General features: G+C 64.5%; 18 protein-coding genes and 1 tRNA gene. 9 read left to right on the top strand and 10 right to left on the bottom strand.

All coding sequences use genetic code 11. The features are described from left to right. Positions 1 to 27 precede the first annotated feature (27 nt). Complete coding sequence (gene trxA, locus B5483_RS05665) at positions 28 to 348, top strand: thioredoxin (protein ID WP_007014895.1); 321 nt, start codon at positions 28 to 30, stop codon at positions 346 to 348. Positions 349 to 424: 76 nt separating this feature from the next. Here the strand turns inward: trxA and B5483_RS05660 are convergent, their stop codons facing one another. The 3 genes from B5483_RS05660 to argJ are packed head-to-tail and all read right to left on the bottom strand — an operon-like array spanning position 425 to position 3,080. Beyond that, a complete protein-coding gene (locus tag B5483_RS05660; RefSeq protein ID WP_054944123.1) occupies positions 425 to 1,234 on the bottom strand; it encodes an inositol monophosphatase family protein in 810 nt (269 codons plus the stop codon). Next, positions 1,231 to 1,854 (bottom strand): glutathione S-transferase family protein, encoded by a 624-nt coding sequence (locus tag B5483_RS05655; protein ID WP_054944124.1) that lies wholly within the window; start codon positions 1,852 to 1,854, stop codon positions 1,231 to 1,233. The genes B5483_RS05660 and B5483_RS05655 overlap by 4 nt, the downstream gene beginning before the upstream one ends. Next, entirely contained in the window at positions 1,854 to 3,080 is a 1,227-nt protein-coding gene (argJ, locus tag B5483_RS05650) for a bifunctional glutamate N-acetyltransferase/amino-acid acetyltransferase ArgJ (protein WP_054944125.1), read from the bottom strand. Before argJ ends, B5483_RS05655 begins: the two co-directional genes overlap by 1 nt. 71 nt (positions 3,081 to 3,151) lie before the next feature. Between argJ and B5483_RS05645 the strand changes: the two genes are divergently transcribed. The 5 genes from B5483_RS05645 (at position 3,152) to B5483_RS05625 (ending at position 10,560) form a co-directional block, all read left to right on the top strand. Continuing rightward, positions 3,152 to 3,511 carry a hypothetical protein gene (locus B5483_RS05645; RefSeq protein ID WP_245828827.1) on the top strand — a complete coding sequence of 120 codons (360 nt, stop codon included), beginning with the start codon at positions 3,152 to 3,154 and terminating at the stop codon, positions 3,509 to 3,511. A gap of 108 nt (positions 3,512 to 3,619) precedes the next feature. Then, on the top strand, positions 3,620 to 6,358 hold the full coding sequence (gene secA / locus B5483_RS05640; protein WP_079729704.1) for a preprotein translocase subunit SecA: 2,739 nt from the start codon (positions 3,620 to 3,622) through the stop codon (positions 6,356 to 6,358). 220 nt (positions 6,359 to 6,578) lie between these two features. Beyond that, positions 6,579 to 8,678 carry a TonB-dependent siderophore receptor gene (locus tag B5483_RS05635; protein ID WP_079729703.1) on the top strand — a complete coding sequence of 700 codons (2,100 nt, stop codon included), beginning with the start codon at positions 6,579 to 6,581 and terminating at the stop codon, positions 8,676 to 8,678. Then, the gene (locus B5483_RS05630) at positions 8,678 to 9,256 is read left to right on the top strand and encodes a hypothetical protein (RefSeq protein WP_079729702.1); all 579 of its coding nucleotides are present in this window, start codon (positions 8,678 to 8,680) and stop codon (positions 9,254 to 9,256) included. Before B5483_RS05635 ends, B5483_RS05630 begins: the two co-directional genes overlap by 1 nt. Next, the gene (locus B5483_RS05625; protein WP_054944130.1) at positions 9,253 to 10,560 is read left to right on the top strand and encodes a PepSY-associated TM helix domain-containing protein; all 1,308 of its coding nucleotides are present in this window, start codon (positions 9,253 to 9,255) and stop codon (positions 10,558 to 10,560) included. Before B5483_RS05630 ends, B5483_RS05625 begins: the two co-directional genes overlap by 4 nt. Before the next feature lie 215 nt (positions 10,561 to 10,775). On the opposite strand, the gene B5483_RS05620 is transcribed toward B5483_RS05625, so the two are convergent. The 4 genes from B5483_RS05620 to B5483_RS05605 form a co-directional block, all read right to left on the bottom strand. Beyond that, entirely contained in the window at positions 10,776 to 11,201 is a 426-nt protein-coding gene (locus B5483_RS05620; protein WP_139383911.1) for a hypothetical protein, read from the bottom strand. A gap of 79 nt (positions 11,202 to 11,280) precedes the next feature. After that, on the bottom strand, positions 11,281 to 12,276 hold the full coding sequence (locus B5483_RS05615) for a glycosyltransferase family 4 protein (protein WP_079729700.1): 996 nt from the start codon (positions 12,274 to 12,276) through the stop codon (positions 11,281 to 11,283). A gap of 269 nt (positions 12,277 to 12,545) precedes the next feature. After that, a tRNA-Asn gene (locus B5483_RS05610) sits at positions 12,546 to 12,620 on the bottom strand. 121 nt (positions 12,621 to 12,741) lie between these two features. Next, positions 12,742 to 13,536 (bottom strand): NAD kinase, encoded by a 795-nt coding sequence (locus B5483_RS05605; protein WP_054947351.1) that lies wholly within the window; start codon positions 13,534 to 13,536, stop codon positions 12,742 to 12,744. Positions 13,537 to 13,634: 98 nt separating this feature from the next. On the opposite strand from B5483_RS05605, the gene B5483_RS05600 reads away from it, so the two are divergent. After that, positions 13,635 to 14,963, top strand: coding sequence for an EAL domain-containing protein (locus tag B5483_RS05600; RefSeq protein ID WP_079729699.1), 1,329 nt, complete (start codon positions 13,635 to 13,637; stop codon positions 14,961 to 14,963). An 18-nt stretch (positions 14,964 to 14,981) separates the two neighbouring features. Here B5483_RS05600 and mfd read toward each other — a convergent pair whose 3' ends face one another. Next, positions 14,982 to 18,467 (bottom strand): transcription-repair coupling factor, encoded by a 3,486-nt coding sequence (mfd, locus tag B5483_RS05595; RefSeq protein WP_079729698.1) that lies wholly within the window; start codon positions 18,465 to 18,467, stop codon positions 14,982 to 14,984. 107 nt (positions 18,468 to 18,574) lie between these two features. Between mfd and B5483_RS05590 the strand changes: the two genes are divergently transcribed. Next, a complete protein-coding gene (locus B5483_RS05590; RefSeq protein WP_079729697.1) occupies positions 18,575 to 19,330 on the top strand; it encodes an SDR family NAD(P)-dependent oxidoreductase in 756 nt (251 codons plus the stop codon). A gap of 26 nt (positions 19,331 to 19,356) precedes the next feature. On the opposite strand, the gene B5483_RS05585 is transcribed toward B5483_RS05590, so the two are convergent. After that, positions 19,357 to 19,641, bottom strand: coding sequence for an FAD assembly factor SdhE (locus B5483_RS05585; RefSeq protein WP_054947355.1), 285 nt, complete (start codon positions 19,639 to 19,641; stop codon positions 19,357 to 19,359). A 57-nt stretch (positions 19,642 to 19,698) separates the two neighbouring features. Beyond that, positions 19,699 to 20,121 carry a host attachment protein gene (locus B5483_RS05580; RefSeq protein WP_054947356.1) on the bottom strand — a complete coding sequence of 141 codons (423 nt, stop codon included), beginning with the start codon at positions 20,119 to 20,121 and terminating at the stop codon, positions 19,699 to 19,701. Positions 20,122 to 20,226: 105 nt separating this feature from the next. Between B5483_RS05580 and recG the strand changes: the two genes are divergently transcribed. Further along, positions 20,227 to 22,284 carry an ATP-dependent DNA helicase RecG gene (gene recG / locus B5483_RS05575; RefSeq protein WP_079729696.1) on the top strand — a complete coding sequence of 686 codons (2,058 nt, stop codon included), beginning with the start codon at positions 20,227 to 20,229 and terminating at the stop codon, positions 22,282 to 22,284. Positions 22,285 to 22,300: the final 16 nt, after the last annotated feature.

Raw genomic sequence — 22,300 nt, 5'->3', positions numbered from 1 at the left:
GTCAAAGCCCATTTGAGGAGTTATTTCATGCCGACTATTGCCGTCACCGATGCCAGCTTCGAAGACGATGTCCTGAAGTCCGACAAGCCCGTTCTCGTGGACTTCTGGGCGGACTGGTGCGGTCCGTGCAAGATGATCGGTCCGGCTCTCGAGGAAATCAGCGATGAGCTGGGCGAGCAGGTGACCATCGCGAAGATGGACATCATGGCCAACACCGACACGCCGGCCAGCTTTGGCGTGAAGTCGATTCCCTACCTGGTGCTGTTCAAGAACGGCGAGAAGGTGGCCGACAAGCTCGGCGCCGCTCCCAAGAGCGCGCTCAAGGGTTGGATCGAAAGCAGCATCTGATCGATCTTTGCACGGGCGCCCCGGCGCCTGCAATGCCGAATGCCGAGCCCCTCTCACCTCCCAGGGTGGGAGGGGTTCAGCGTATCCGGGCGATGATTTCTGCGAATTCGTCCCACAGCCGGGACGATGACGCGCCCAGCAGTTCGCGGCGCTCGTATTCGTCGACGCGATAGGCGCTGCCGTCCGGCCGCGCGGCCTTGCCGCCTGCCTCGTTGAGGAACAGCACGCCTGCGGCATGGTCCCAGGGCAGGGTGCGGTTGAACACCGATATGTCGTTGGTGCCGAGCACCAGGCGCGGATACTGCTCTGCCGCGCAGCGCGGAATGTCGACCATCCGGTAATGCGGGGCGATATGGTGCATGACCTTCTCGCGCGCGCCTTCGTCCATGAAGATCGTCGAGATTGCCGCGACGGGCGGCGTTTCTCCGCTCGTGCGCGCGGTCACGCGTTCGCCGTCGATCCAGGCGCCCGTACCGGTCCCGGCATGGCAGAAGCGCCCGGTCAGCGTGTCGAGAATCCAGCCGCCGATGGTCTCGCCCTTGTCGGCAAGCGCAACGAGAATGCCGAAGGGCGGTTTGCCCTGCGAGAAATTCATCGTGCCGTCGAGCGGATCGACGATCCAGCAGAGCCGGTCCTTGAGCCTTTCGAGCACCGTCTTGTCGGCATGAACGGCCTCTTCGCCCACGACATCGGCTTCCGGCAGAAGCGCGGCCAGCCTTTCGGTGAGGATCGCCTCGCTCTCATGATCGGCGACAGTAACGACGTCGTCCGCGGCCTTGGCGATGATCTCGTGCGAGGCAAGCGAGCGATAGCGCGGCGCGATGGCGCGATCCGAGGCATCGCGCATGATAGCCTCGACGGAGCGGGTGAGTTCGGGCGTGATCATGTCAGCGGGATCATTACCTGCTCGGCAAAGCCCGGACGCTCCCTGATGCGCTCGTACCATGCGGAAACTTTGGGGAACTCGGGCCTGTCGAACGGCAGCGAGAACCAGGTATAGGCGTAGACGCCCATGGGAATGTCACCGATGCCGAACTGGCCGCCCGAGAGCCAGGGCTTTTCGCCGAGATACCGCTCCATGACGGCAAGTTGCTGCGCACATCTGGCGATGTCGCGCGCGATGGCGGGCATGTCGCGGTCTTCCGGCTTGGTGCGGGCAAAGCTCAGGAAGGGCAGGCGCTGGGCATCTGCATAAGTGATCTGCCAGTCCATCCAGCGGTCGGCGAGCGCGCGGTCGATGGGATCGTGCGCGTACCAGCGCGGGCCACCGTATTCTGCGGCCATGTAGCGCAGGATCGCGTTCGATTCCCACAGGACCAGCTTGCCGTCCTCGATCGTCGGGATCAGGCGGTTCGGGTTCTTCTCGAGATAGTCGTCGGTGTAGCCGAACTGCCCGCCGATATCGTGGCGCACGTATTTCAGGCCGAGTTCCTCGGCGAACCACGCGACCTTCTTGACGTTGTGGGAGTTCAGCCGCCCCCAGATCGTGAAGACCGGACCGCTCATCAGCTGCGGTAATCCGCATTGATCGAGATGTAGCCGTGCGTCAGGTCGCATGTCCACACAGTGGCCTGTCCTTCGCCCAGGCCAAGGTCGACCTCGATGGAGATGTCCTGTCCTTTCAGGTGTTCGGCAACCGGGGCTTCGTCGTAGTCGGCGAGGGGAAGTCCTTCGCGCGCGGCCCAGGTGCCGCCGAAGCCGATGGAGAGCTTGTCGCGGTCTGCCGGTTCGCCCGCCTTGCCTACGGCCATGACGACGCGGCCCCAGTTGGCGTCCTCACCGGCAATCGCGGTCTTGACCAGCGGCGAATTGGCGATGGCAAGGCCGACCTTGCGCGCGCTTTCGTCCGAGATGGCGCCCGAGACGGTCACGGCGATGAATTTCTGCGCGCCTTCGCCGTCACGCACGACGAGGTGGGCAAGTTGGCGGCACACGTCGTGGACGGCGGCCGCAAAGGCATCGGCACCGGCGCTCTCGAACGAGGCGAGCGGGGCATTGCCGGCCTTGCCGGTGGCAAAGGCCATGACCGTATCGCTGGTCGAGGTGTCGGAATCGACGGTGATGCAAGAGAATGTGCGCTGGTTTGCGGCGGAGAGGCACTCCTGCAGGAATGCCGGCTCAACGGTGGCATCGGTGAAGAGGTAGCCCAGCATGGTCGCCATGTCCGGCGCGATCATGCCCGAACCCTTGATGATGGCGCTGATCGTCACTGTCTTGCCGTCGACGATCGCGGTGGCGGTCGCGCCCTTGGCGAAAGTATCGGTGGTGGCAATGGTGTTGGCGGCGTCCTCCCAGGTGCAGGGCTGCGCCGTCAGGGCCTTTTCGACGCCTTCGCGTGCCTTGTCCTTGGGCAGCGGCACGCCGATCACCCCGGTCGAAGACACGAAGACCTGTTCCGGCGGGCAGCCGAGGTGGGCGCTGACCTGCCCCATGATCTGCTCGACCGCCTCGCGGCCGCGGTATCCGGTGAAGGCGTTGGAATTGCCGGCATTGACGATCAGGGCGCGCGCCTTGCCCTGGCCTATGTTGGCGCGGCCCAGTTCCACCTCGCTGGAACAGCACAGGTTGCGGGTGAAGACCCCGGCGACGCTGGTGCCTTCGTCGAGCTCGACATACGTCAGGTCGCATCGGCCCCAGTCCTTGTACCCGGCGCGCACGACGCGCGCGGTCACGCCGGCGATCGGCGGCAGGGCGGGAAAGGGCGATGCGAGCGGTGAGACGGGATATGCCATGCCTGCAGCGCGTAACGCGTGCGCGCGCCGCGTCAAGCGCATTGCGTTCGCGACCGGGAGCGTCTGCGGGCATGGTCGAACTGTGCAAATTGCAGGGCGAAGCCATGCTTCGGGTGGACTATTACATTGCTCGCCCCTATCTGGTCCGCATGGCGAACCGCCTGATCCTGACTTTGCTCGCACTTCTGACGGGCCTTGCCGCGCAGATCGGTCCGGCCGAGGCGCGTGCGTCGCAGGTGGCGAGCATGCAGGTCGGTACCCTGGCCGAGGCATCGGCGGTCAAGGCGCCGCGTGCGCCCGTGGCACTGGCACAACTGCCGGAGCCGGGCCTGCGCAATGCCCGCAGGCACGCGCCCGTGCTGGTTTCGGCAGAGCCGCTCGCCCTTGCCGCGCCCGCTGTTCTTGCCGGGATAGATCGCGCCCGCGAATAGCGCCGGGGCGCGCATTCTTTCGCTTTTTCGCGATATCCTGTCGCGCCTGCCATGAGCGTGGGCGCGCCTTCAGACCATACGCATTCACGTAAAACAGGGATTCCCGCCATGCTCGGCGCACTCGTCAAGTCGATTTTCGGTTCGTCCAACGAACGCTACGTCAAGTCACTCGAAAAGATCGTCCAGCAGATCAACGGCTTCGAGCCGACGCTGGAAGCCTGCACCGACGAGGAACTCGCCGCGCAGACGGTCAAGTTCCGCGAGATGCTGGCAGGCGGCGCAACGCTCGACGACATCCTGCCCGAAGCCTTCGCCACCGTGCGCGAGGCGTCCAAGCGCGTGTTCGGCATGCGCCATTTCGACGTGCAGATGATCGGCGGTATCGTCCTGCATCGCGGTGAGATCGCCGAGATGCGCACGGGCGAGGGCAAGACCCTTGTCGCGACCACCGCGACCTATCTCAACGCCCTGGAAGGCAAGGGCGTCCACATCGTTACGGTGAACGACTACCTGGCCCGCCGCGACGCGGAAATGATGGGGCAGTTGCACAACTTCCTCGGTCTGACCGTCGGCGTAATCGTGCCGAACCTCAACGAGTTCGAGCGCCGCGAGGCTTATGCTGCCGACATCACATACGGCACCAACAACGAGTTCGGCTTCGACTACCTGCGCGACAACATGAAGCACGAGCGCTCCCAGATGGTGCAGCGCCCCTTCAACTTCGCAATCGTCGACGAGGTCGACTCGATCCTCATCGACGAGGCGCGCACGCCGCTGATCATCTCGGGCCCCACCGACGACAAGTCGGAGCTGTACATCTCGGTCGACGCGATCGTGAAGCGGCTCGAGCCGGAAGATTACGATGCCGACGAGAAGACCAAGAACATCACCCTGACCGAGGACGGCGTCGAAAAGGCCGAGCGCATGCTCGAGGATGCCGGACTGCTGGTCGGGTCGAACCTCTACGACGTCGAGAACACGCAGGTGGTCCACCACCTCGACCAGGCTCTCAAGGCCGTGGTCATGTTCAAGCGCGACACCGACTATATCGTCAAGGACAACAAGGTCGTCATCATCGACGAGTTCACCGGCCGCATGATGGACGGCCGGCGCTGGTCGAACGGCCTGCACCAGGCGGTCGAGGCCAAGGAAGGCGTCAGGATCGAGCCGGAAAACCAGACGCTCGCCTCGATTACCTTCCAGAACTACTTCCGCATGTACCCCAAGCTTTCGGGCATGACCGGTACTGCCGCGACCGAGGCTGCGGAATTCTACGACATCTACAAGATGAACGTGGTCACCATTCCGACCAACCTGCCGGTCGCGCGCGTCGACGAGGAAGACGAGTTCTACAAGAACACGCTCGACAAGTTCGCCGCCATCGCCAAGCTGATCCGCGAGAAGAACGAGAAGGGCCAGCCGGTCCTCGTCGGCACCGTTTCGATCGAGAAGTCGGAGCTGCTCTCGGACTTCCTCAACAAGGAAGGCGTCAAACACTCGGTCCTCAATGCGCGCTTCCATGAGATGGAAGCCCACATCGTCGCCCAGGCCGGCCGCTACGGTGCGGTTACCATCGCCACCAACATGGCGGGTCGCGGCACCGACATCCAGCTCGGCGGTAACTACGAATTCCGCATCGACGACGAACTTTCCGACATTCCTGAAGGTCCCGAGCGCGAAGCGGCGATTGCGCGGATCAAAATGGAAGTCAGCGACGAGAAGGACCGCGTCATCGCTGCGGGCGGCCTGTGCGTCATCGGCACCGAGCGCCACGAAAGCCGCCGCATCGACAACCAGCTGCGCGGCCGTTCCGGCCGTCAGGGCGACCCGGGTCTCTCGAAGTTCTACCTCTGCCTCGAGGACGACCTGCTGCGCATCTTCGGTCCGGACACGCTGTTCGCCAAGATGATGAACAGCAACCTGGCCGATGGCGAGGCGATCGGTTCGAAGTGGTTGTCCAAGGCCATCGAGACAGCGCAGAAGAAGGTCGAGGCGCGCAACTACGAAGTGCGCAAGCAGGTCGTCGAATACGACAACGTGATGAACGATCAGCGCAAGGTGATCTACGAGCAGCGCTCTGACATCATGGACGCCGAGACGGTTGACGATGTCGTTGTCGAAATGCGGACCGATACCGTCAATGCGCTTGTCGCCGATGCCTGCCCGCAGGGTTCCTACCCGGAACACTGGGACATCGAGGGTCTGAAGGAAAAGGCCAGGGACATCCTGGGCGTCGATGCGCCTATCGATGGCTGGATCGAGGAAGACGGCATCGAGCCGGAAATCGTCGAGGAGCGCCTTGCGGAACTGGCCGACGCCCGCATGCAGGCGAAGATGTCGAACGACGATCCGGCGATCTGGCGACAGGTTGAAAAGTCGATCCTGCTCGACCGCATCGACCATCACTGGAAGGATCACCTCGCAACGCTCGATGCGCTGCGCCAGGTTGTGTTCCTGCGCGCCTATGCGCAGAAGACGCCGCTCAACGAATACAAGCAGGAAGCTTTCGGCCTGTTCGAGCACATGCTCGAGACGATCCGCGAGGACGTGACCCGCATTCTCTCGGTCAGCGAACTGCGCATTCCCGAGCCGGCCCAGTTGCCCGAGCTGCCTGACTTCCTGACCGGGCACATCGATCCGCTCACGGGTCTGGAGAATTCCAACGACGGTGACGGTTCGGCCCAGCGCGCTGCCCTGTTCGGCTCGCTGGCGGGTAGCCCGCAGGCGACGGCAAGCCCGGGCGGTACCGGTGAGAATCCTTACGCCGACCTGCCGATCAGCCGCAATGCGCCTTGCCCCTGCGGATCGGGCAACAAGTACAAGCACTGCCACGGCGCACTGGTCTGAGGCCTCGGACCGCCGCGTAGCCCCAGGCGCCGCGCTGGCATAGCAGAGAGAACGGGAGCCCCGGAGTGATCCTCCGGGGCTCTTTTTTGTGTCCGCAAGGGCGCCGTTTCTGCGGGGTGCAAGCGATTGCCATTGATGCGCAACGATAAATTGCAACGGCGGACTTGCTAATGATAATGACTCGCGTTAACTGGTCGCCGTTCAGTCAACAGGGGATTTCATGAAGACGATCCGGATTATGGCCGTATGCTGCACGGCATTGGTGTCGCTGCCTGCTATGGCAGAGGAAGCTGCGGATGTTCGTAGTGACATCATTGTCACGGGTGAGCGCGAGAACAGCGGTCTGGCCCTGAAGACGGATACCCCGGCGATCCAGACGCCGCAGCCGGTCACGGTGATCCCGGAAGAGCTCTATACCGCCCAGGGTGCGATTTCGGTGAGCGACACGCTGCGCTATGTCGCGGGTGTCCAGTCCAACCCTTATGGCCCCGACAGCCGCGTCGATGGCGGCTTCGTGCGTGGTATCAATGCCCTGCAGTTCCGCGATGGCATGCGTGACATCTACAGCTACTACGCCAGCATTCGCGCCGATCCGTACAACTTCTCGTCCGTGCAGGTGATCCGCGGCCCGGCATCGGTCCTGTTCGGTCAGGGCTCGCTCGGCGGCATCATCAACCTGGAATCGAAGAAGCCGCAGTTCGAGAGCGCGGGCGATGTTTCGCTGCTCTACGGTTCGCACGATCGCAAGGAAATGCTGGCCGACCTGACCGGGCCGATCTCGTCCACGCTCGCCGGGCGGGTGGTCGCGCGGGTTCGCGATTCCGGTACGCAGACGGACCACGTTCCCGACGACCGCGTCATGATCTCGCCGTCGCTGACCTGGCGCCCGGATGCCCGCACCGACCTGACGCTTATCGGCCTCTATCAGGAGGATGACGGCGGCTCGACCTCACAGTTCCTGCCGCTGGTCGGCACGATCCTGCCCAATCCCAACGGCAGGCTGAAGAACAGCCTGTTCGTCGGCAAGCCGGGATGGGACCGCTATGACGGCCGCCTGCTGCAGGGCACGGCCATGCTGGGCCACCGCTTCAGCGATGCCGTGAAGGTCAACCTCAAGACGCGCTACATCGATAGCGACCTGACCTATTTCTCGCATTACCCGAACAGCTATTCGAACCCGACCGATCCCTATCTCGATGAAGACCAGCGGCTGATCACGCTGATTGCCTCGGGCTCGAAGGCGCGGATGGAAATCTTCTCAACCGACAACAATGTGCAGTTCGACTTCAACACCGGCAGTGCTGTCGAGCACAAGCTGCTGGCCGGTGTCGACTACAGCTGGAACCGCGTTCGCAAGATCAGCGGCAGGGCTAGGGAAACTATCGATATCTACAATATCGACCGCGATGCCCTGAGCGATTTTGGCGGCGGTCTGCCGCCAGGGTCCGCGCTGTCCGAAGATACCAGGCAGGAGCAGTTGGGTCTCTATCTGCAGGACCAGGCCCGCTTTGCCGACCGGGTTTCCGTCGTCGTTGGCGTTCGCCGGGACAAGGTGACTTCGCGCAGCTTCGGTGTGAAGGCCATCGATGACAGTGCGACCTCGTTCCGCGCTGGCGTAATCGGTGAGCTGGTTTCCGGCGTCTCGCCGTTCTTCAGCTTTACCGAGAGTTTCGAGCCGATTGCCGGCACCACTGTCGACGGTGATGTCTACCGGCCCAAGCGTGGTCGCCAGTTCGAGGCGGGCGTGAAGTTCCATCCGGGTGAAGCGACTTTGCTGACGATTACCGCCTACCACATCAAGGAGCGCAATCGCCCGGTCTCGGTGGCCATCGACGATCCTGACAATCCCGGCAATGTCATTACCGGCATGAGGCAGATCGGCGAAGCCTTCTCCAAGGGTATCGAGGTCGAGGGAAGCACCGTACTGCCGGGCGAGTTCCAGATCCTTGCGAACTTCAGCTATAACAAGGCCGAAATGGCAGGGACCGGGCAGCAGCTCGACAACGTGCCCAAGTACAATTCATCGCTCTGGGCGACGCGGCCGTTCCAGCTCTCTGCGGACGTCTCGCTTCTGTTGGGAGGCGGTGTGCGCCACACCGGCGCGCAGCGCTCCTATGGCGCCGCCTTCCCCGATGGTCTTCGCACGCCCGGATACACATTGGTCGATGCGCTGGCCGAGGTGAACTGGCAGAACTGGTCTTTCCGGGTCAATGCCACCAACCTGCTGGGCAAGCGCTTCTACTCCTCCTGTCTCGCCCGAGGCGACTGCTTCATGGGCGAAGCGCGCAACGTGTTCGGCACGGTGAGCTACCACTTCTGATGATGGGTGACGCGGTCCTCTCTCTCGGCGCGGTGCTGGCAGTGGCAGGCGTGGCGATGCTGCGCCGGTCATGGTCGCGTCGCACCCGCTCGCATGGTCTCAACCTCGCGGCCTGGGGCTCGCTGGCCTTGTCCACCGCGTTGGGCTGGGCGAGCGCCGGTGCGTGGGGGGCTGCGGTCGAGGCCATTGTAGCGATGGCGCTGGCTTTCGTACTTCTGGGATGGGCAGCCTGGACGTCGCCGCCGGGCAAGGCACTGGCATCGAACCGTCGGGTCGGCATGTTGCCCGAGAACGGGGCTCCGCTGGGTATCGGACGGCGCATCGTGACTTTCACCTTCGTTGCGATCCTCGCGCTGGCGTCATCGCTGGCGCTTGCGATGGCGGGGCGTCTGCTGGCACTTGTTGCCGGGGCAGGGGAGGCCAACGCCAACGCGATCAGCCTTTTCGTTACACCGCTGGCCTGGATGGGGCTCGCCTACGCCCTGATGATGACCGGTAACCGCCGCCGCCAGGTCGTCATGCTCGCCATCGCTGCGGTCGCGGCCGTTCCCGCCTATCTGATCGGAGCCATGACATGAGTGCCGCCATCGAACCGGGTACGGTCAAGCGCGCCCTTTCCGCCCATGCTGCCATCGGACTGGTGGCCGGGGCCTTGCTCTATCTCGTCTCGCTTACAGGCACGATCTGCGTGTTCGCCAAGGAACTGCAGCGGATTGAGCAATCGGCCGCGCCGGAAATGACGCATATCTCGCCCGATGCGGTCCAGCGCGGGGTGGAGGCGATGCTGGCCGCCGAGGCGGGCAAGCCGGCGACCGGTCATCTCTACGTGCACATGCCCAGCGCGGACCTGCCACGCGCGACGATCACCACGGACAACGGTGCGCGCCACCTCCATCCTGACGGTTCGCTGGCAGAGACGGAGGAGATCGCGTGGACCGACTTCCTCGTAGCGCTGCATTACAAGCTCAACTTGCCCAGCCTCATCGGTATTTCCATTGTCGGGGGGCTGGGTGTCATGATGCTGGCGCTTTCGTTGTCCGGTGTCGTGGCGCATCCGCGCATCTTCCGCGACGCCTTCCGCCTGCGCGCGCGGGACAAGGGCGGGGTGGGGCTCGCCGACTGGCATAACCGCCTGAGCGTGTGGACGCTGCCGTTCTCGATCGCCATCGCCCTGACTGGCGCTGCGATCGGTCTGGCGAGCCTGACAGCCTTTTCGGTCGCCAGTGCAAGCTACGGCGGCGATACCGAGGCCGTCTTCGCGACGATCTTCGGTGAGGAACCCACGCCCGACAAGGCGGCCGCGCCAGTGCCCGATGTGGCGAGCGCGCTGCGTTACATGGCCAGCGCCCAGCCGGACGTGGCCGTGGACTACGTCGTGCTAGAGGACCCGCAGACCGCAGGGCAGGCCATGCGGCTGATCGGCAAGCCCGAGCGGCGACTGATCTTCGGCGAGTACTACGGCTTCGACGCCGGGGGGCGGTTCACCGGCACCGTCGGGCTGGCCGATGGCGCGTTGGGTCAACAGGCCGCGGCATCGACATATGACCTGCACTTCGGCAACTTCGGCGGGCTCTGGGTGAAAATCGCCTATGTCGTCTTCGGAGCGGCGCTCACCGCGATCTGTGCAACGGGCACATATATTTGGCTCGGAAAGCGCCGCAGGCGTGGTCGCGACGAGCCGGTTCTGCGGGCCGGATGGGATGGCGTGGTCTGGGGAGCGCCACTCGCACTGGCCGCGACGTATATCGCGCGCCATGCCTGGGGTAACGAAGCGCCATTCGCTGCGATTTTTTGGATTATTTATCTTATCGTTTTTATAGCCTTCATCGTCTTGAAATATAACAAGGTTTCTTACTTCAAGAAGTCTACGTTAGCTTCCTGAGGTAAACGTAAACTGGTTGTTAACCATGATGAGCCGATAATTCTTAACCAGCGTGGAAGAACTATGACGCTCAAGAGCTGCGGTAGAACAAGCTCAAACCCCACAGTTTGCCATATCTCCACACAAAAATAGCCCGGCTTCCCCGCCGGGCTTTTTTTGTGTGCCGTAAGCAAATCCGCATTCCGGATTGCCGACCTGAAATGCCTGCGCCTGCTTCAGGGCTCGGGGCAGTTTTCGACGCACGTGCCCGTGGGCGTTGCGATCAGTCCGCCGCTCGTGCGGATCGTCGCGCCGCTGTCGGTCCGGTATGCAGGCGCATCGGTGCTGGTCAGGGCATCGACACCGCCAGGAACGGGGGCAACCTGACTTGGGACTGCGGCGCTGCTTCGTGAGTTGTGTCGCCGTCTGCTGCTCGTTTCGATCCGGGCCGGCCGAACCTGACCGCCTTCAATGGCCTGCGCGGTTGCGTTCATGCTGCGCGAAATAGCGGAGCCCAGCGAGCGGCCCGCACCCGATTGCTGCGCCGTGCCGGAGAGGATCTGGGCCGTTTCGAAAGCGTCCTGCGCGGCAAGGGGCGACGCCGCGCCCAGGAGGATCAGCGCCCCGGTCAAACCAAGTCGACGCGCTTTTCCAAGTCGCATGCCAGTCATTGCCTCTGCTCCCTTCGCCTGTCCCGATGCAGCGAGGCTGAACCTCCTGGGTGACCAAGGCAAGCCTGCTCTAGGCGGCGGCGCTGCGCAGCACTTCCAGGTACTGGCGGGCGATCACTGCGGGACGGAACTGCTGCAGGTGGCGCGAGACGGATTCGGGCGAGGGTGGGTCCCGCTCGCCAAGGGCTTCGATCAGGCGGGCGGCAAGGTCATCGGCATCGCCCCGCGCGAACGTCAGGGCGAAAGGGCCGACCGCTTCCGGGAGGCCCCCTGAGCGTGCAATGACCATCCGGCAACCGCAGGCGAGCCCTTCCAGCGCCACGATCCCGAAAGGTTCTTCGGTAATCGAGGGAACCACCATGATCGCGTGCCGCTGCATTTCGGAGACCAGCGCGTGGCCCCGCAGCGTTCCGGCAAGGGTAACGCGGTCGACAAGGCCCCGTCCGGTGATCTGCACTGCGATGGCGTCGCGCTCGCCCCCGTCGCCGACGATCGTGAGGTGCGCCTGCGGCTGGCGTGCGGCGATCTTCGCAAAGGCTTCGACGAGCAGGGACACGCCCTTGCGCGCATCGAGGCGGCCGACGAAAAGAATGCCTTCCCGCGGCGATCCGGGGGGCGGCAGGTGAAACGTCTCCTCGTCGTAGGGATTCATGATGACGGTGGCGCGGGCAAAGCGCGTCGCCATGTACCGGCTGGGCACGATGTTATCGACGCGTGCGCTCGCCCACCACTTGATCGCTGCCGCGATGCGCTCTTTCCGGTTCGTCCAGACGAAGGGATCGGGCGGGGCGGCCACGATCGGCCTTCGCGATAGCGCCTGGGGCAGAATGCGCCGCATCGACAGCGGTGCGGTCAGGATTATGTCGCTGTCGCGGCAAAGAGAGAGGTAGCGTGCGAAGCCGGGTCGCCGATGTACCGGATAGGGCAGATCGGCGCTGCCTTCGGTCTCGGTGACGACGGCGATGTCATGGCCCTCGCGATGAAACTGCATGGCCAGCACTTCCATCAGCTTTTCCATTCCGCCGACGGCTGGAGCGAAGCTGCGGCAATAGATCTGGATCTTCATGGATACCCGATCCCTTCATGCGATCGGCCAAGCGTCAGGAGGCCGGGCGCATCTTCGGGTATGGCAGTCGATGTTGCGGTGCAACAAGGCGCATGGGTGTCATGCGGGCTGATAGCAGCCCGGCCTGATCTACTTCTTTCGGATTAGATGGGGCTACCCCGTTCGGCGAATCGGTCCGGCATTGCGAGAGGGCGATTCGTTTGCATCGGGCAAAAAAATAGCGGCCCTAAGGCCGCTTGTTTTTTCCCTTCGTGGAGGAAGGAAGAAAGTGGCTCCCCGAGTAGGATTCGAACCTACGGCCATTCGATTAACAGTCGAATGCTCTACCGCTGAGCTATCGGGGAGCAGCCCTGCAGTGTCTCCACCGCGGGGCAGGGGTGCGCCTATAAGCGGCACTGATTGGGTTGGCAAGCCCGAGGCGCAGGAAATTTTGACAAAATTTTCGCGCCCTTGTTTTCCTGCGGGTCAGACCTGGAACTGTTCGGCGAAGATCCGCTCTTCCAGCGTGTAGCCGGGGTCGAACAGGATCGTCAGTTCCTTCTCGGTCGCTGCACGGATTCGTACCGACTGGACCTCGCGCACTTCCTTCTGGTCGGCGACGGCGGCGACGGGGCGCTTTTCCGGTTCGCGAATCCGGAACTCGACCTCGGCGCTTTCGGGCAGGATCGCGCCTTTCCACCGGCGCGGGCGGAAGGGGCTGATCGGCGTCAGTGCCATCATGCGCGAGCCGAGCGGCAGAATCGGTCCGTTGGCCGAGAGGTTGTAGGCCGTGGATCCCACAGGCGTTGCCACCAGGATGCCGTCGCCTGCCAGTTCGTCCATGCGAACCCGACCGTTGATGCGCACTTCCAGCTTCGCGGTCTGGCGCGTTTCGCGCAGCATCGAGACTTCGTTGATGGCGTAGTAGCTGAATTCCTTGCCCGAACGGTCCACCGCGTCCATGCGCAGCGGGCTGACGGGGACGGGGTGCGCTTCTGCGACCCGCTTGGCGATCTGCTGTTGCCCGTGCGGGTGGTTCATCAGGAAACCCACGGTGCCAAGATTTAATCCGTAGCAGGGCTTCAGCCAGTCCCTGTCCAGCATTTCGTGCAGGACATGAAGCAGGAAGCCATCTCCGCCCAGGACCACGAGGATGTCCGCCTCCTCCGGCGAAACCCAGTTGTGCGAGTTGCGCAAGGTGTCGGCCCCGGCCTGCGCCTTGGCGCTGTTCGAGACCACGAGGGCAAGCTTCGGTTCGCTACTCAAGGAATGTTCCCCCATATTCCATCTGCCCGGGATCGGGGCGGGTGTTGCCCGAGTTGCTGGGGCTGAAAAATTTTGAACGGTTTGGCAAGGGCTTTGCGCTAAGGCTGCACGTCATGGGTGGCATACAGCAAGGGCTGGCATTGAGCGGGGCACGAGGTATCGAGGCGCGTCTGACCGGGATTCCCGGTCTGGAAGTCGTGCGCGAGCGAATTGAACTTTGGCGTGCCGATGGAGCATGCGCTCCGCAGCACGCCCATGTCCACGCCCTGTTGCTGGGGCTGCGGCGGCTCGACGCGATCAATATCGCCTATGGCGCAGCGGCCGGAGACGGCGCGTTGGAGGAAGTTGCTTCGCGAATCAGCCACTTTGCGGAAGACGAACTGGACGGCGCCTGGATGGTGGCACGGGCCGGGGGCGGCACGTTCCTGCTGATCGCCAACGAGGCGTGCAGCCGCGAGCGCTGGCAGCTTTTCGCAGACCAGCTTGCCGAAGCCATCGCGCGCCCGATTGCGGTGCCGTCGGGCGTGCTGCGCCTGTCTCCCCGGATCGCGCTGATTCGGGCTCTCGATGACGAGAGCGTGGATTCGATGCTCGACCGGCTCGGCCATGCGCTGCAGGGCGTGCACGAACAGCAGAGTGGTCGCCTCGCCTGGGCCGACGGAGAAGTCACGCCACCGGGCCGCTCGGGCGCGCAGCTCGAGGCCGACCTGCTCGGTGCCATCGACCGCGATGAAATCGAAATCCTGTTCCAGCCCCAGTTCAGCCTGAAAGACGACCGTCTGACCGGTGCCGAGGCGCTGGCGCGCTGGAACCATCGCGAACTCGGCCGTATCGGCGCCGGGGCGCTGTTTTCCATTGCCGAGCGCGCCGACCACGTGGCACCGCTTTCGCGCCATATCGCCCACAAGGCACTCGCTGCTGCCCGCAACTGGTCCGGCGACCTGCGCCTTTCGATCAACGTCACGCCGGCCGATCTCGCTTTTGGCAGTTACGTGCGCCAGATGCTCGACCTTGTCCGTGAGAGCGGCTTTCCCTTGCGCCGCCTGACGCTGGAGGTGACCGAGCAGGCGATGATCAGTGACGTAACCCTGGCCGCGCAGACGATGGCCGAGTTCTCTTCGCAGGGAATCCGCATTGCGCTCGATGACTTCGGGGCGGGATTCTGCAACTTCCGCTACCTCAAGGTCCTGCCGATCCACTACCTCAAGCTCGACCGTTCGATGATCGAAGGCGTCGCCAGCGACAAGCGTGACGTAGCCGTGCTACGCGCGATCGTGGCCATGGCCGAGGCGCTCGACCTCAAAGTGATCGCCGAGGGGATCGAGGAGGAAGCCCAGCGCGAAGTCGCGGCGAAGGAAGGCTGCGCCTACTATCAGGGCTTCCTGCGCGCACAGCCGATGAGCGCAGCGATGTTCGAGAAACTGGCGCGCGCGGCGGGCTGATCGCCCGCTGCAAAGCCGTCAGCCCTTCCGGGCGACGGCGCTGAGGCCCTTGGTCAGCTGGAACAGGCCGTTGAGGCGCGAATTGGGATCGCCCCAGGCACGCGTGAGGACAAGCTTGTTGTCCGGGCGCAGCTTGACCGTGCCCTGCAGCCTTTCGGCATAGGCAATAAGACCGGCAGGATTGGGGAAGCTGTCGTTGTGGAAGCTGACCAGCGTGCCGCGCGCGCCGACGTCGATCTTGGCGATATGCGCCTCGATGGCCTGTCGCTTGATCTCGATGAGCTTGATGAGGTTGATCGTCGGCTGCGGCAGGGCGCCGAAGCGGTCGATCATTTCGGCGGAGAGCGATTCGATCTCCTGCTGGCTCTCGGCATCGTTGAGGCGGCGATAGAGCGCCATGCGCACCGCGAGATCGGGGACGTAGTCGTCCGGGATCATGATCGGCGCATCGACGGTGATCTGCGGGCTGAGGCCCGAGGTGTCCTTCTCCAGCCCGACGCCGCCCGCGCGCGCGGCCATGATCGCGTCTTCCAGCATCGACTGGTAGAGTTCGAAACCGACTTCGCGGATGTGCCCGGACTGCTCGTCGCCCAAGAGGTTGCCCGCCCCGCGAATGTCGAGATCGTGGCTGGCGAGCTGGAAGCCTGCGCCCAGGCTGTCGAGATCGCCCAGCACCTTGAGACGCTTTTCGGCGACTTCCGACAGCGCGGTGTTCGCTGGCGTGGTCAGGTAGGCATAGGCGCGCAGTTTAGAGCGCCCGACGCGGCCGCGAAGCTGGTAGAGCTGGGCGAGGCCGAAGCGGTCGGCGCGGTGGATGATGATCGTGTTGGCGCGCGGAATGTCGAGCCCGGATTCGACGATCGTCGTCGAAAGCAGGACTTCGTACTTGCCCTCGTAGAAGGCGCTCATGCGCTCTTCCACTTCGCCAGCGCTCATCTGGCCGTGCGCAGTGATGCACTTCACTTCGGGAACGTGCTTGTGCAGCCAGTCCTCGACTTCGGCCATGTCCGAAATTCGGGGGACGACGATGAAGCTCTGCCCGCCGCGATGGTGCTCGCGCAGCAGCGCCTCGCGCATCACCATGTCGTCCCATTCCATCACGTAAGTGCGCACCGCAAGGCGGTCGACCGGCGGGGTCTGGATGGTGGAAAGCTCACGCAGACCCGACATGGCCATCTGCAGCGTGCGCGGGATCGGCGTTGCGGTGAGCGTCAGGACGTGGACGTCGGTACGAAGCTGCTTGAGCTTCTCCTTGTGATTGACGCCGAAGCGCTGTTCCTCGTCGACGATGACGAGGCCGAGGCGCTTGAACTGGACCGACTTCGACAGGATCGCGTGGGTGCCGCAGACGATGTCCACGGTGCCTGAGGCGAGGCCCTCACGCGTGGTGCGCGCTTCCTTTTCGGGCACGAGACGCGAGAGGCGACCGACGTTGAGCGGGAAGCCCGCGAAACGCTCGGCGAAACCGGAAAAGTGCTGGCGCGCGAGCAGCGTGGTCGGTGCGACGACGGCAACCTGCTGCCCGGCCATGGCGGCAACGAAGGCGGCACGCAACGCGACCTCGGTCTTTCCGAAGCCCACGTCGCCGCAGACGAGGCGGTCCATCGGCTTGCCCGCGGCAAGGTCTTCCAGGACGTCGGAAATCGCGTTGTCCTGGTCTTCGGTCTCCTGCCAGGGGAAGCGGTCGACGAACTGGTCGTAGGCGGATCCCTCCGGAACCATCGCCGGGGCTTGTCGCAAGGCGCGCGCGGCGGCGGTTTTCATCAGCTCGCCGGCGATCTCCTGGATGCGTTCCTTGAGGCGGGCACGGCGCTTCTGCCAGGCTTCGCCGCCCAGCTTGTCGAGCATGACGCCCTCGCTCTCGCTGCCGTAGCGCGAGAGGACGTCTAGGTTCTCGACCGGGATGTAGAGCTTGTCGCCGCCGGCATAGGTCAGCATCACGCAGTCGTGCGGGGACTGGCCGACCGGGATCGACTGCAGGCCCTCGTAGCGGCCGATGCCGTGATCCATGTGGACGATCAGGTCGCCGGGCGTCAGTGCCGCCAGTTCGGCCAGGAAGGCGTCGGAGTCCTTCTTGCGCTTCTTGCGGCGCACGAGGCGGTCGCCGAGGATGTCCTGCTCGGTGATGACCTCCAGGGTGTCGTTCGCAAAGCCGGTTTCGAGCGGAAGCACCAGCGCGGCCGAGCGGCCCTGTACGGCCAGGCCCAGCGCTTCCTGCCAGGTATCGGCGAGACGCGGTTCCGGACCCCACTTGTTGGTCTGGCTCGCTTCGCCGAGGATCGAGACGAGCCGCGCGCGGCTGCCGGTCGAATAGGCGGCGAGGATCGGCTTGCGTCCGGACTTGCCGACGGCGTGGAGATGCTTTGCCGCCGCTTCGTAGGCATTGTCGCCGCGCGCGCGTTCGGGCGTGAAGTCGCGGGCATTGGCAAAGCCGAAGTCGATGATCTTGCTGCCTTCGGGCTTGGCGAAGGGATCGGCACGGTGAACCGGGAAGCCGGACAGCGCCTGCTCCAGTTCCTCGGCGCCGAGGTAAAGCGAATCGATCGACAGCGGGCGATAGCTTCCCGCCTTCTGTCCCGAAGTATCGAGGCGCGCCTTGTGATAGTCGGCGATATCGCCGAGCCGCTCTTCGGTCGCGCCGATGGCGGAAGTGTCGGCAACGATCAGGTCGTCGTCCGACAAGTGGTCGAACAGGCTGACGAGGCGTTCCTCGAACAGCGGAAGCCAGTGCTCCATGCCCGCGAGGCGGCGTCCGTCACTGACCGCCTGGTAGAGCGGGTCGGCTGTGGCATGGGCGCCGAACATCTCTCGGTAACGGCTGCGGAAGCGCTTGACCGTATCGTCGTCCAGCAGGGCTTCGCTGGCAGGCACGAGCAGGTGCTCGGGGATGGTGCCGGTGGAGCGTTGGGTGCCCGTATCGAAGAGGCGCAGCGTTTCAAGCTCGTCCCCGAAGAAGTCGAGGCGCAGACCGCCGTCCAGGCCCGAAGGCACGATGTCGAAGATCGACCCGCGCACGGCGAATTCGCCCGCGTCGATCGCGGTATCGGTTCGCTGGTAGCCCTGGCGGCGCAGCAGGCCGATCAGGCTTTCGTGGCCGATTTCCATGCCCGGCTTGATCAGGCGGACCGATTCCCGGATGCGGAACGGGGTGAGGACGCGCTGGAGCACGGCATTGGCGGTAGTGACCAGCAGTTGCGGTCCGCTGCGCTTCGCCTGAAGCCGGTAGAGCGCCGCAAGCCGCCGTGCGCTCACCGACAGGGCCGGACTGGCGCGGTCGTAGGGCAGGCAGTCCCATGCCGGGAATTCGACGACGTCGAGTTCGGGCGCGAAGAACTTCGCTGCCTCGGCAATCGCGCTCATCGCCGCTTCGTTGTCGGCGATGAAGACGGCGCGTCCTTTTGCCGCGCGGGCGAGGTCGGCCATCACGAGCGGCTGCGCGCCGCGCGTTACCGCGGCGAGGGTGAGGGGCGTCGTGGCCGAGAGTAGTCGCTGGAAATCGGGCATGGCGGGAAGCGCGGCTGATAAGGGGTCGGCAGGGAATTTCAATCTTGTTGATAGTTGCCGGGCCGAACTTGGTGCCGCATCGCGACGGGACGAGGCAGGAGAGAACGATGATCGACAGGCAATTGGTCGCCCGGCGCGCGCTGGTTACGGGAGCATCGAGCGGGCTGGGGCGGCATTTCGCCCGCGTGTTGGCCGGGGCCGGTGCGCAAGTCGTGCTCGCCGCGCGGCGTCAGGATGCGCTCGAGCAGCTTGCCGGCGAGATTGTCCGGGACTTCGGTGTTGCGGCCGTGCCTGTGGCGCTCGACGTGACCGACGGCGAAAGCGTACGCAGCGCAGTCGAGCAGGCCGGGGACATCGATATCCTGGTCAACAATGCCGGCGTTTCGAAGGCCGTGGGGATACTCGACTGCGAAGAAGCCGACTTCGACTTCATCATGGATGCCAACCTGCGCGGCGCGTTCCTCGTCGCGACTGCGACAGCACGCGGAATGCGCGACCGCGGGAAGGGTGGCGCCATCGTCAACGTCGCATCCATCCTCGGCCTGAGGCAGGGCGGACAACTGGCGGCCTATGCGATGTCGAAGGCCGGCGTCGTGCAGATGACGCGGCAGATGGGGCTGGAACTGGCGCGCTACGGCATTCGCGTGAATGCGCTGGCGCCGGGGTATTTCGCTACCGCGATGAACAACGATTTCCTCGCCAGCCCGGCGGGAGAGGCCCTTGCCAAACGCATCCCGCAACGTCGCTTCGGGGAGTTCGAGGACCTCGATGGCCCGTTGTTGCTGCTTTGCTCCGATGCCTCACGCTACATGACCGGCGTCGTCATTCCGGTCGACGGCGGGCACGTCGTTTCGTCCCTGTAGCCGCACGGCAGGCAGTTCAGGTCAGGTCAGCGCGGGATCTCAACGTAGTCGAGCTTCATCATGCGCTCGAGCATGGGCCCGCGGTATTCCATGGGGATAGTCTGGGTGCCAAGCGCCCAGGCCATGATGTCGACGTCCTCTTCCTCGATGATCTTCTCGAACAGGTCGAGCTCGGCTTCGGACCAGGTATGGTGGAAACGGTCGAAGAAGCAGCCGATCATGTAATCGGCTTCGCGCGTTCCGCGATGCCAGGCGCGAAACTTCATGCGCGCGAGACGGGGCGAGAGTTCGGAAGCGTTTTCGTCGGCCATGACAGCGCCGTTACGCGACGGCGCTGTCATGAGCAAGTGGGGCCGGGGCCCCGGGGCTCAGTCGTGCAGGGCGCGCACGATCTCTGCTGGCGGGCGTCCGGTCATCGTCTTGGCCACTTCGCCGACCAGCACCTGCTTGAGTTCCTTGTGATAGTGGCGTCGCATTTCGCCCAGCGAGCGCGGATCGGCGACGACGATCAGCTGGTCGATCTCCCGCTCAAGCACCTGACGGTTGAGCCAGTCGGTCACTGCCGCGACGTGGGCGCGCTCGTCGAGCGAGTCGTTGCTGGGGTCTCCGGTTCGGGCCTTGTGGCGCGATCCGGCATCGTGTTCACGCGCGCCTGCGCTGAAATTGGTGGGTTCCAGTTCGGGAACCGTCAACGCCGTGAGCCGTGGCTCGGCTTCGATTCCGGAGTTGCGATAAAGCTCGAACTTCTCGCCGTCGACGATAGCGAACACGGTTCCGTTGGGCAAAAGCATCCGATTCTCCTTTTCCGGTCATGCCTGTAAGGCCAACAACGCTGTCCCCATCCCTGTTCCCTGGCGTCTGGCGAAACGCTTCAGTCTCGCGCTAAGAGGCTCCTCATGAGGCCTGAAGCGCTCAATTCCCTGTTCGTCGAAGTCGATGCTCTCGACGGTGTCGGTCCGAAACTGCGGCGTCCGCTTGAAAAGCTCGGACTCACGCGGATCAGGGACCTTGCATACCACTTGCCCGACCGGTTCGTCGAGCGTCGCGCGGTCGAGAATCTCGACGATGCGGGGGTGGGCGAAAACATCATCGTCGCCCTGACCGTGCGCGAGCACCGGGCATCTGCCGGCAGGGGGCCGTTCCGGGTCATCGCCGAGGACGTGGCGGGCAATATCTGCACGCTCACCTACTTCGGGCGCGCCTCGTACACTGCGCGCAAGCTGCTGCCGGTGGGAGAGACGCGCTGGATCGCAGGCCGCCTCGACCAGTATGGGCAGATGCTGCAGATCGTGCATCCCGAACATGTCGCGCAAAGCAGGCAGGCGCTGCACGGCCAACTGTGCGAGGCGGTCTATCCGCTGTCCGAGGGGCTGACGCAGGGGCGCGTATCCGGGCTGGTGCAGCAGGCGCTCAAAGTCCTGCCGGAAATGCCTGAATGGATCGAGCCGGGACTGCTCGGGAAGATGAAGTGGCCCGTCTGGCGCGAGGCCCTGCTGGCAGCGCACAAGGGGGTGAATGGCCCTGCGCGCGACCGTCTGGCCTATGACGAACTGCTCGCCAATGCGCTGGCGCTGATGCTTGTGCGCGAAAGCAACCGCGCGCAGTCCGGTACGCCGCTGGCGGGGGACGGTTCGTTGCGCGCGAAGTTGCGGCTGCCTTTCGAGCTGACCGGGGCGCAGAAGCGCTCGATCGGCGAGATCGAGGGCGATGTTGCACAGAAGTCGCCGATGCTGCGCCTGCTGCAGGGCGACGTGGGCTCGGGCAAGACCGTGGTTGCCCTCTCGTCGATGCTGATCGCGGTCGAAGCGGGGGCACAGGCGGCGCTGCTGGCCCCCACTGAAATTCTGGCTCGCCAGCACCATGAAACCTTGTCGCGCATGGCGCAGGGCACCGGCGTCGAGATTGCCCTGCTCACCGGACGCGACAAGGGCAAGGCGCGCGAATCGATCCTGATGGGGTTGATCGACGGCTCCATCGATATCGTCGTAGGCACCCACGCGATCTTCCAGGATACCGTTTCCTACAAGAACCTCGCGCTGGTGGTGATCGACGAGCAGCACCGCTTCGGCGTCGGGCAGCGCCTGATGCTGGCGCGCAAGGGACGGCGCACGCCGCATACCCTGGCGATGACCGCCACGCCGATCCCGCGCACGCTGACGCTGGCGCAGTATGGCGAGATGGAAGTTTCGCGGCTGGACGAACTGCCGCCCGGACGTCAGGCGATCGACACGCGCGTGGTTTCGGTCGAGCGAATGGACGATGTCGTCGGTGCCATTGTCCGCCATCTGGAGACCGGGCAACAGGCCTATTGGGTCTGCCCGATGGTGCGCGAAAGCGAGAGCGACGACCTTGCCGCCGCCGAGGCGCGCTATGCCTCGCTAAAGGAGCGGTTCGGGGAGGACGTCGTCCTTGTCCACGGCCAACTCAAGCCCGAGGCCAAGGACGCGGCGATGGAGCGCTTCGCGAGCGGCGAGGCCAAAGTGCTGGTGGCGACGACGGTGATCGAAGTCGGCGTCGACGTGCCCAATGCCACGCTGATGGTGATCGAGCAGGCCGAGCGTTTCGGGCTGGCGCAGCTCCACCAGCTTCGCGGCCGTGTCGGGCGTGGCAGCGAGAAATCGACCTGCCTGCTGCTGCGCGGGCAACAGCTCAGCGAAACCGCACGCCAGCGCCTGGCCCTGATGCGCGAGACACAGGACGGCTTTCGGCTGGCCGAGGAGGACCTGGAACTGCGCGGTGGCGGTGAGTTGCTCGGCACGCGTCAGTCCGGCGACACGCCGTTCCGTCTTGCCACGCTGGAGCAGATCCAGAAATTGCTGCCGCTGGCGCATGACGATGCCAGGCTGCTGATCGAGCGCGACGGCGGCCTGTCGGGTGCGCGCGGCGAAGCGGCGCGACTGCTGCTCTACCTGTTCGAGCGCGATTGGGGCGTGCAACTGTTGCGCGGCGGTTAAATCCCGCGCGACCGAG

The sequence above is a fragment of the Novosphingobium mathurense genome (assembly GCF_900168325.1).
Lineage (GTDB): Bacteria > Pseudomonadota > Alphaproteobacteria > Sphingomonadales > Sphingomonadaceae > Novosphingobium > Novosphingobium mathurense.
The sequence above is the reverse complement of the archived record's forward strand: the minus strand, read 5'-3'. Positions and strand labels throughout refer to the sequence as shown.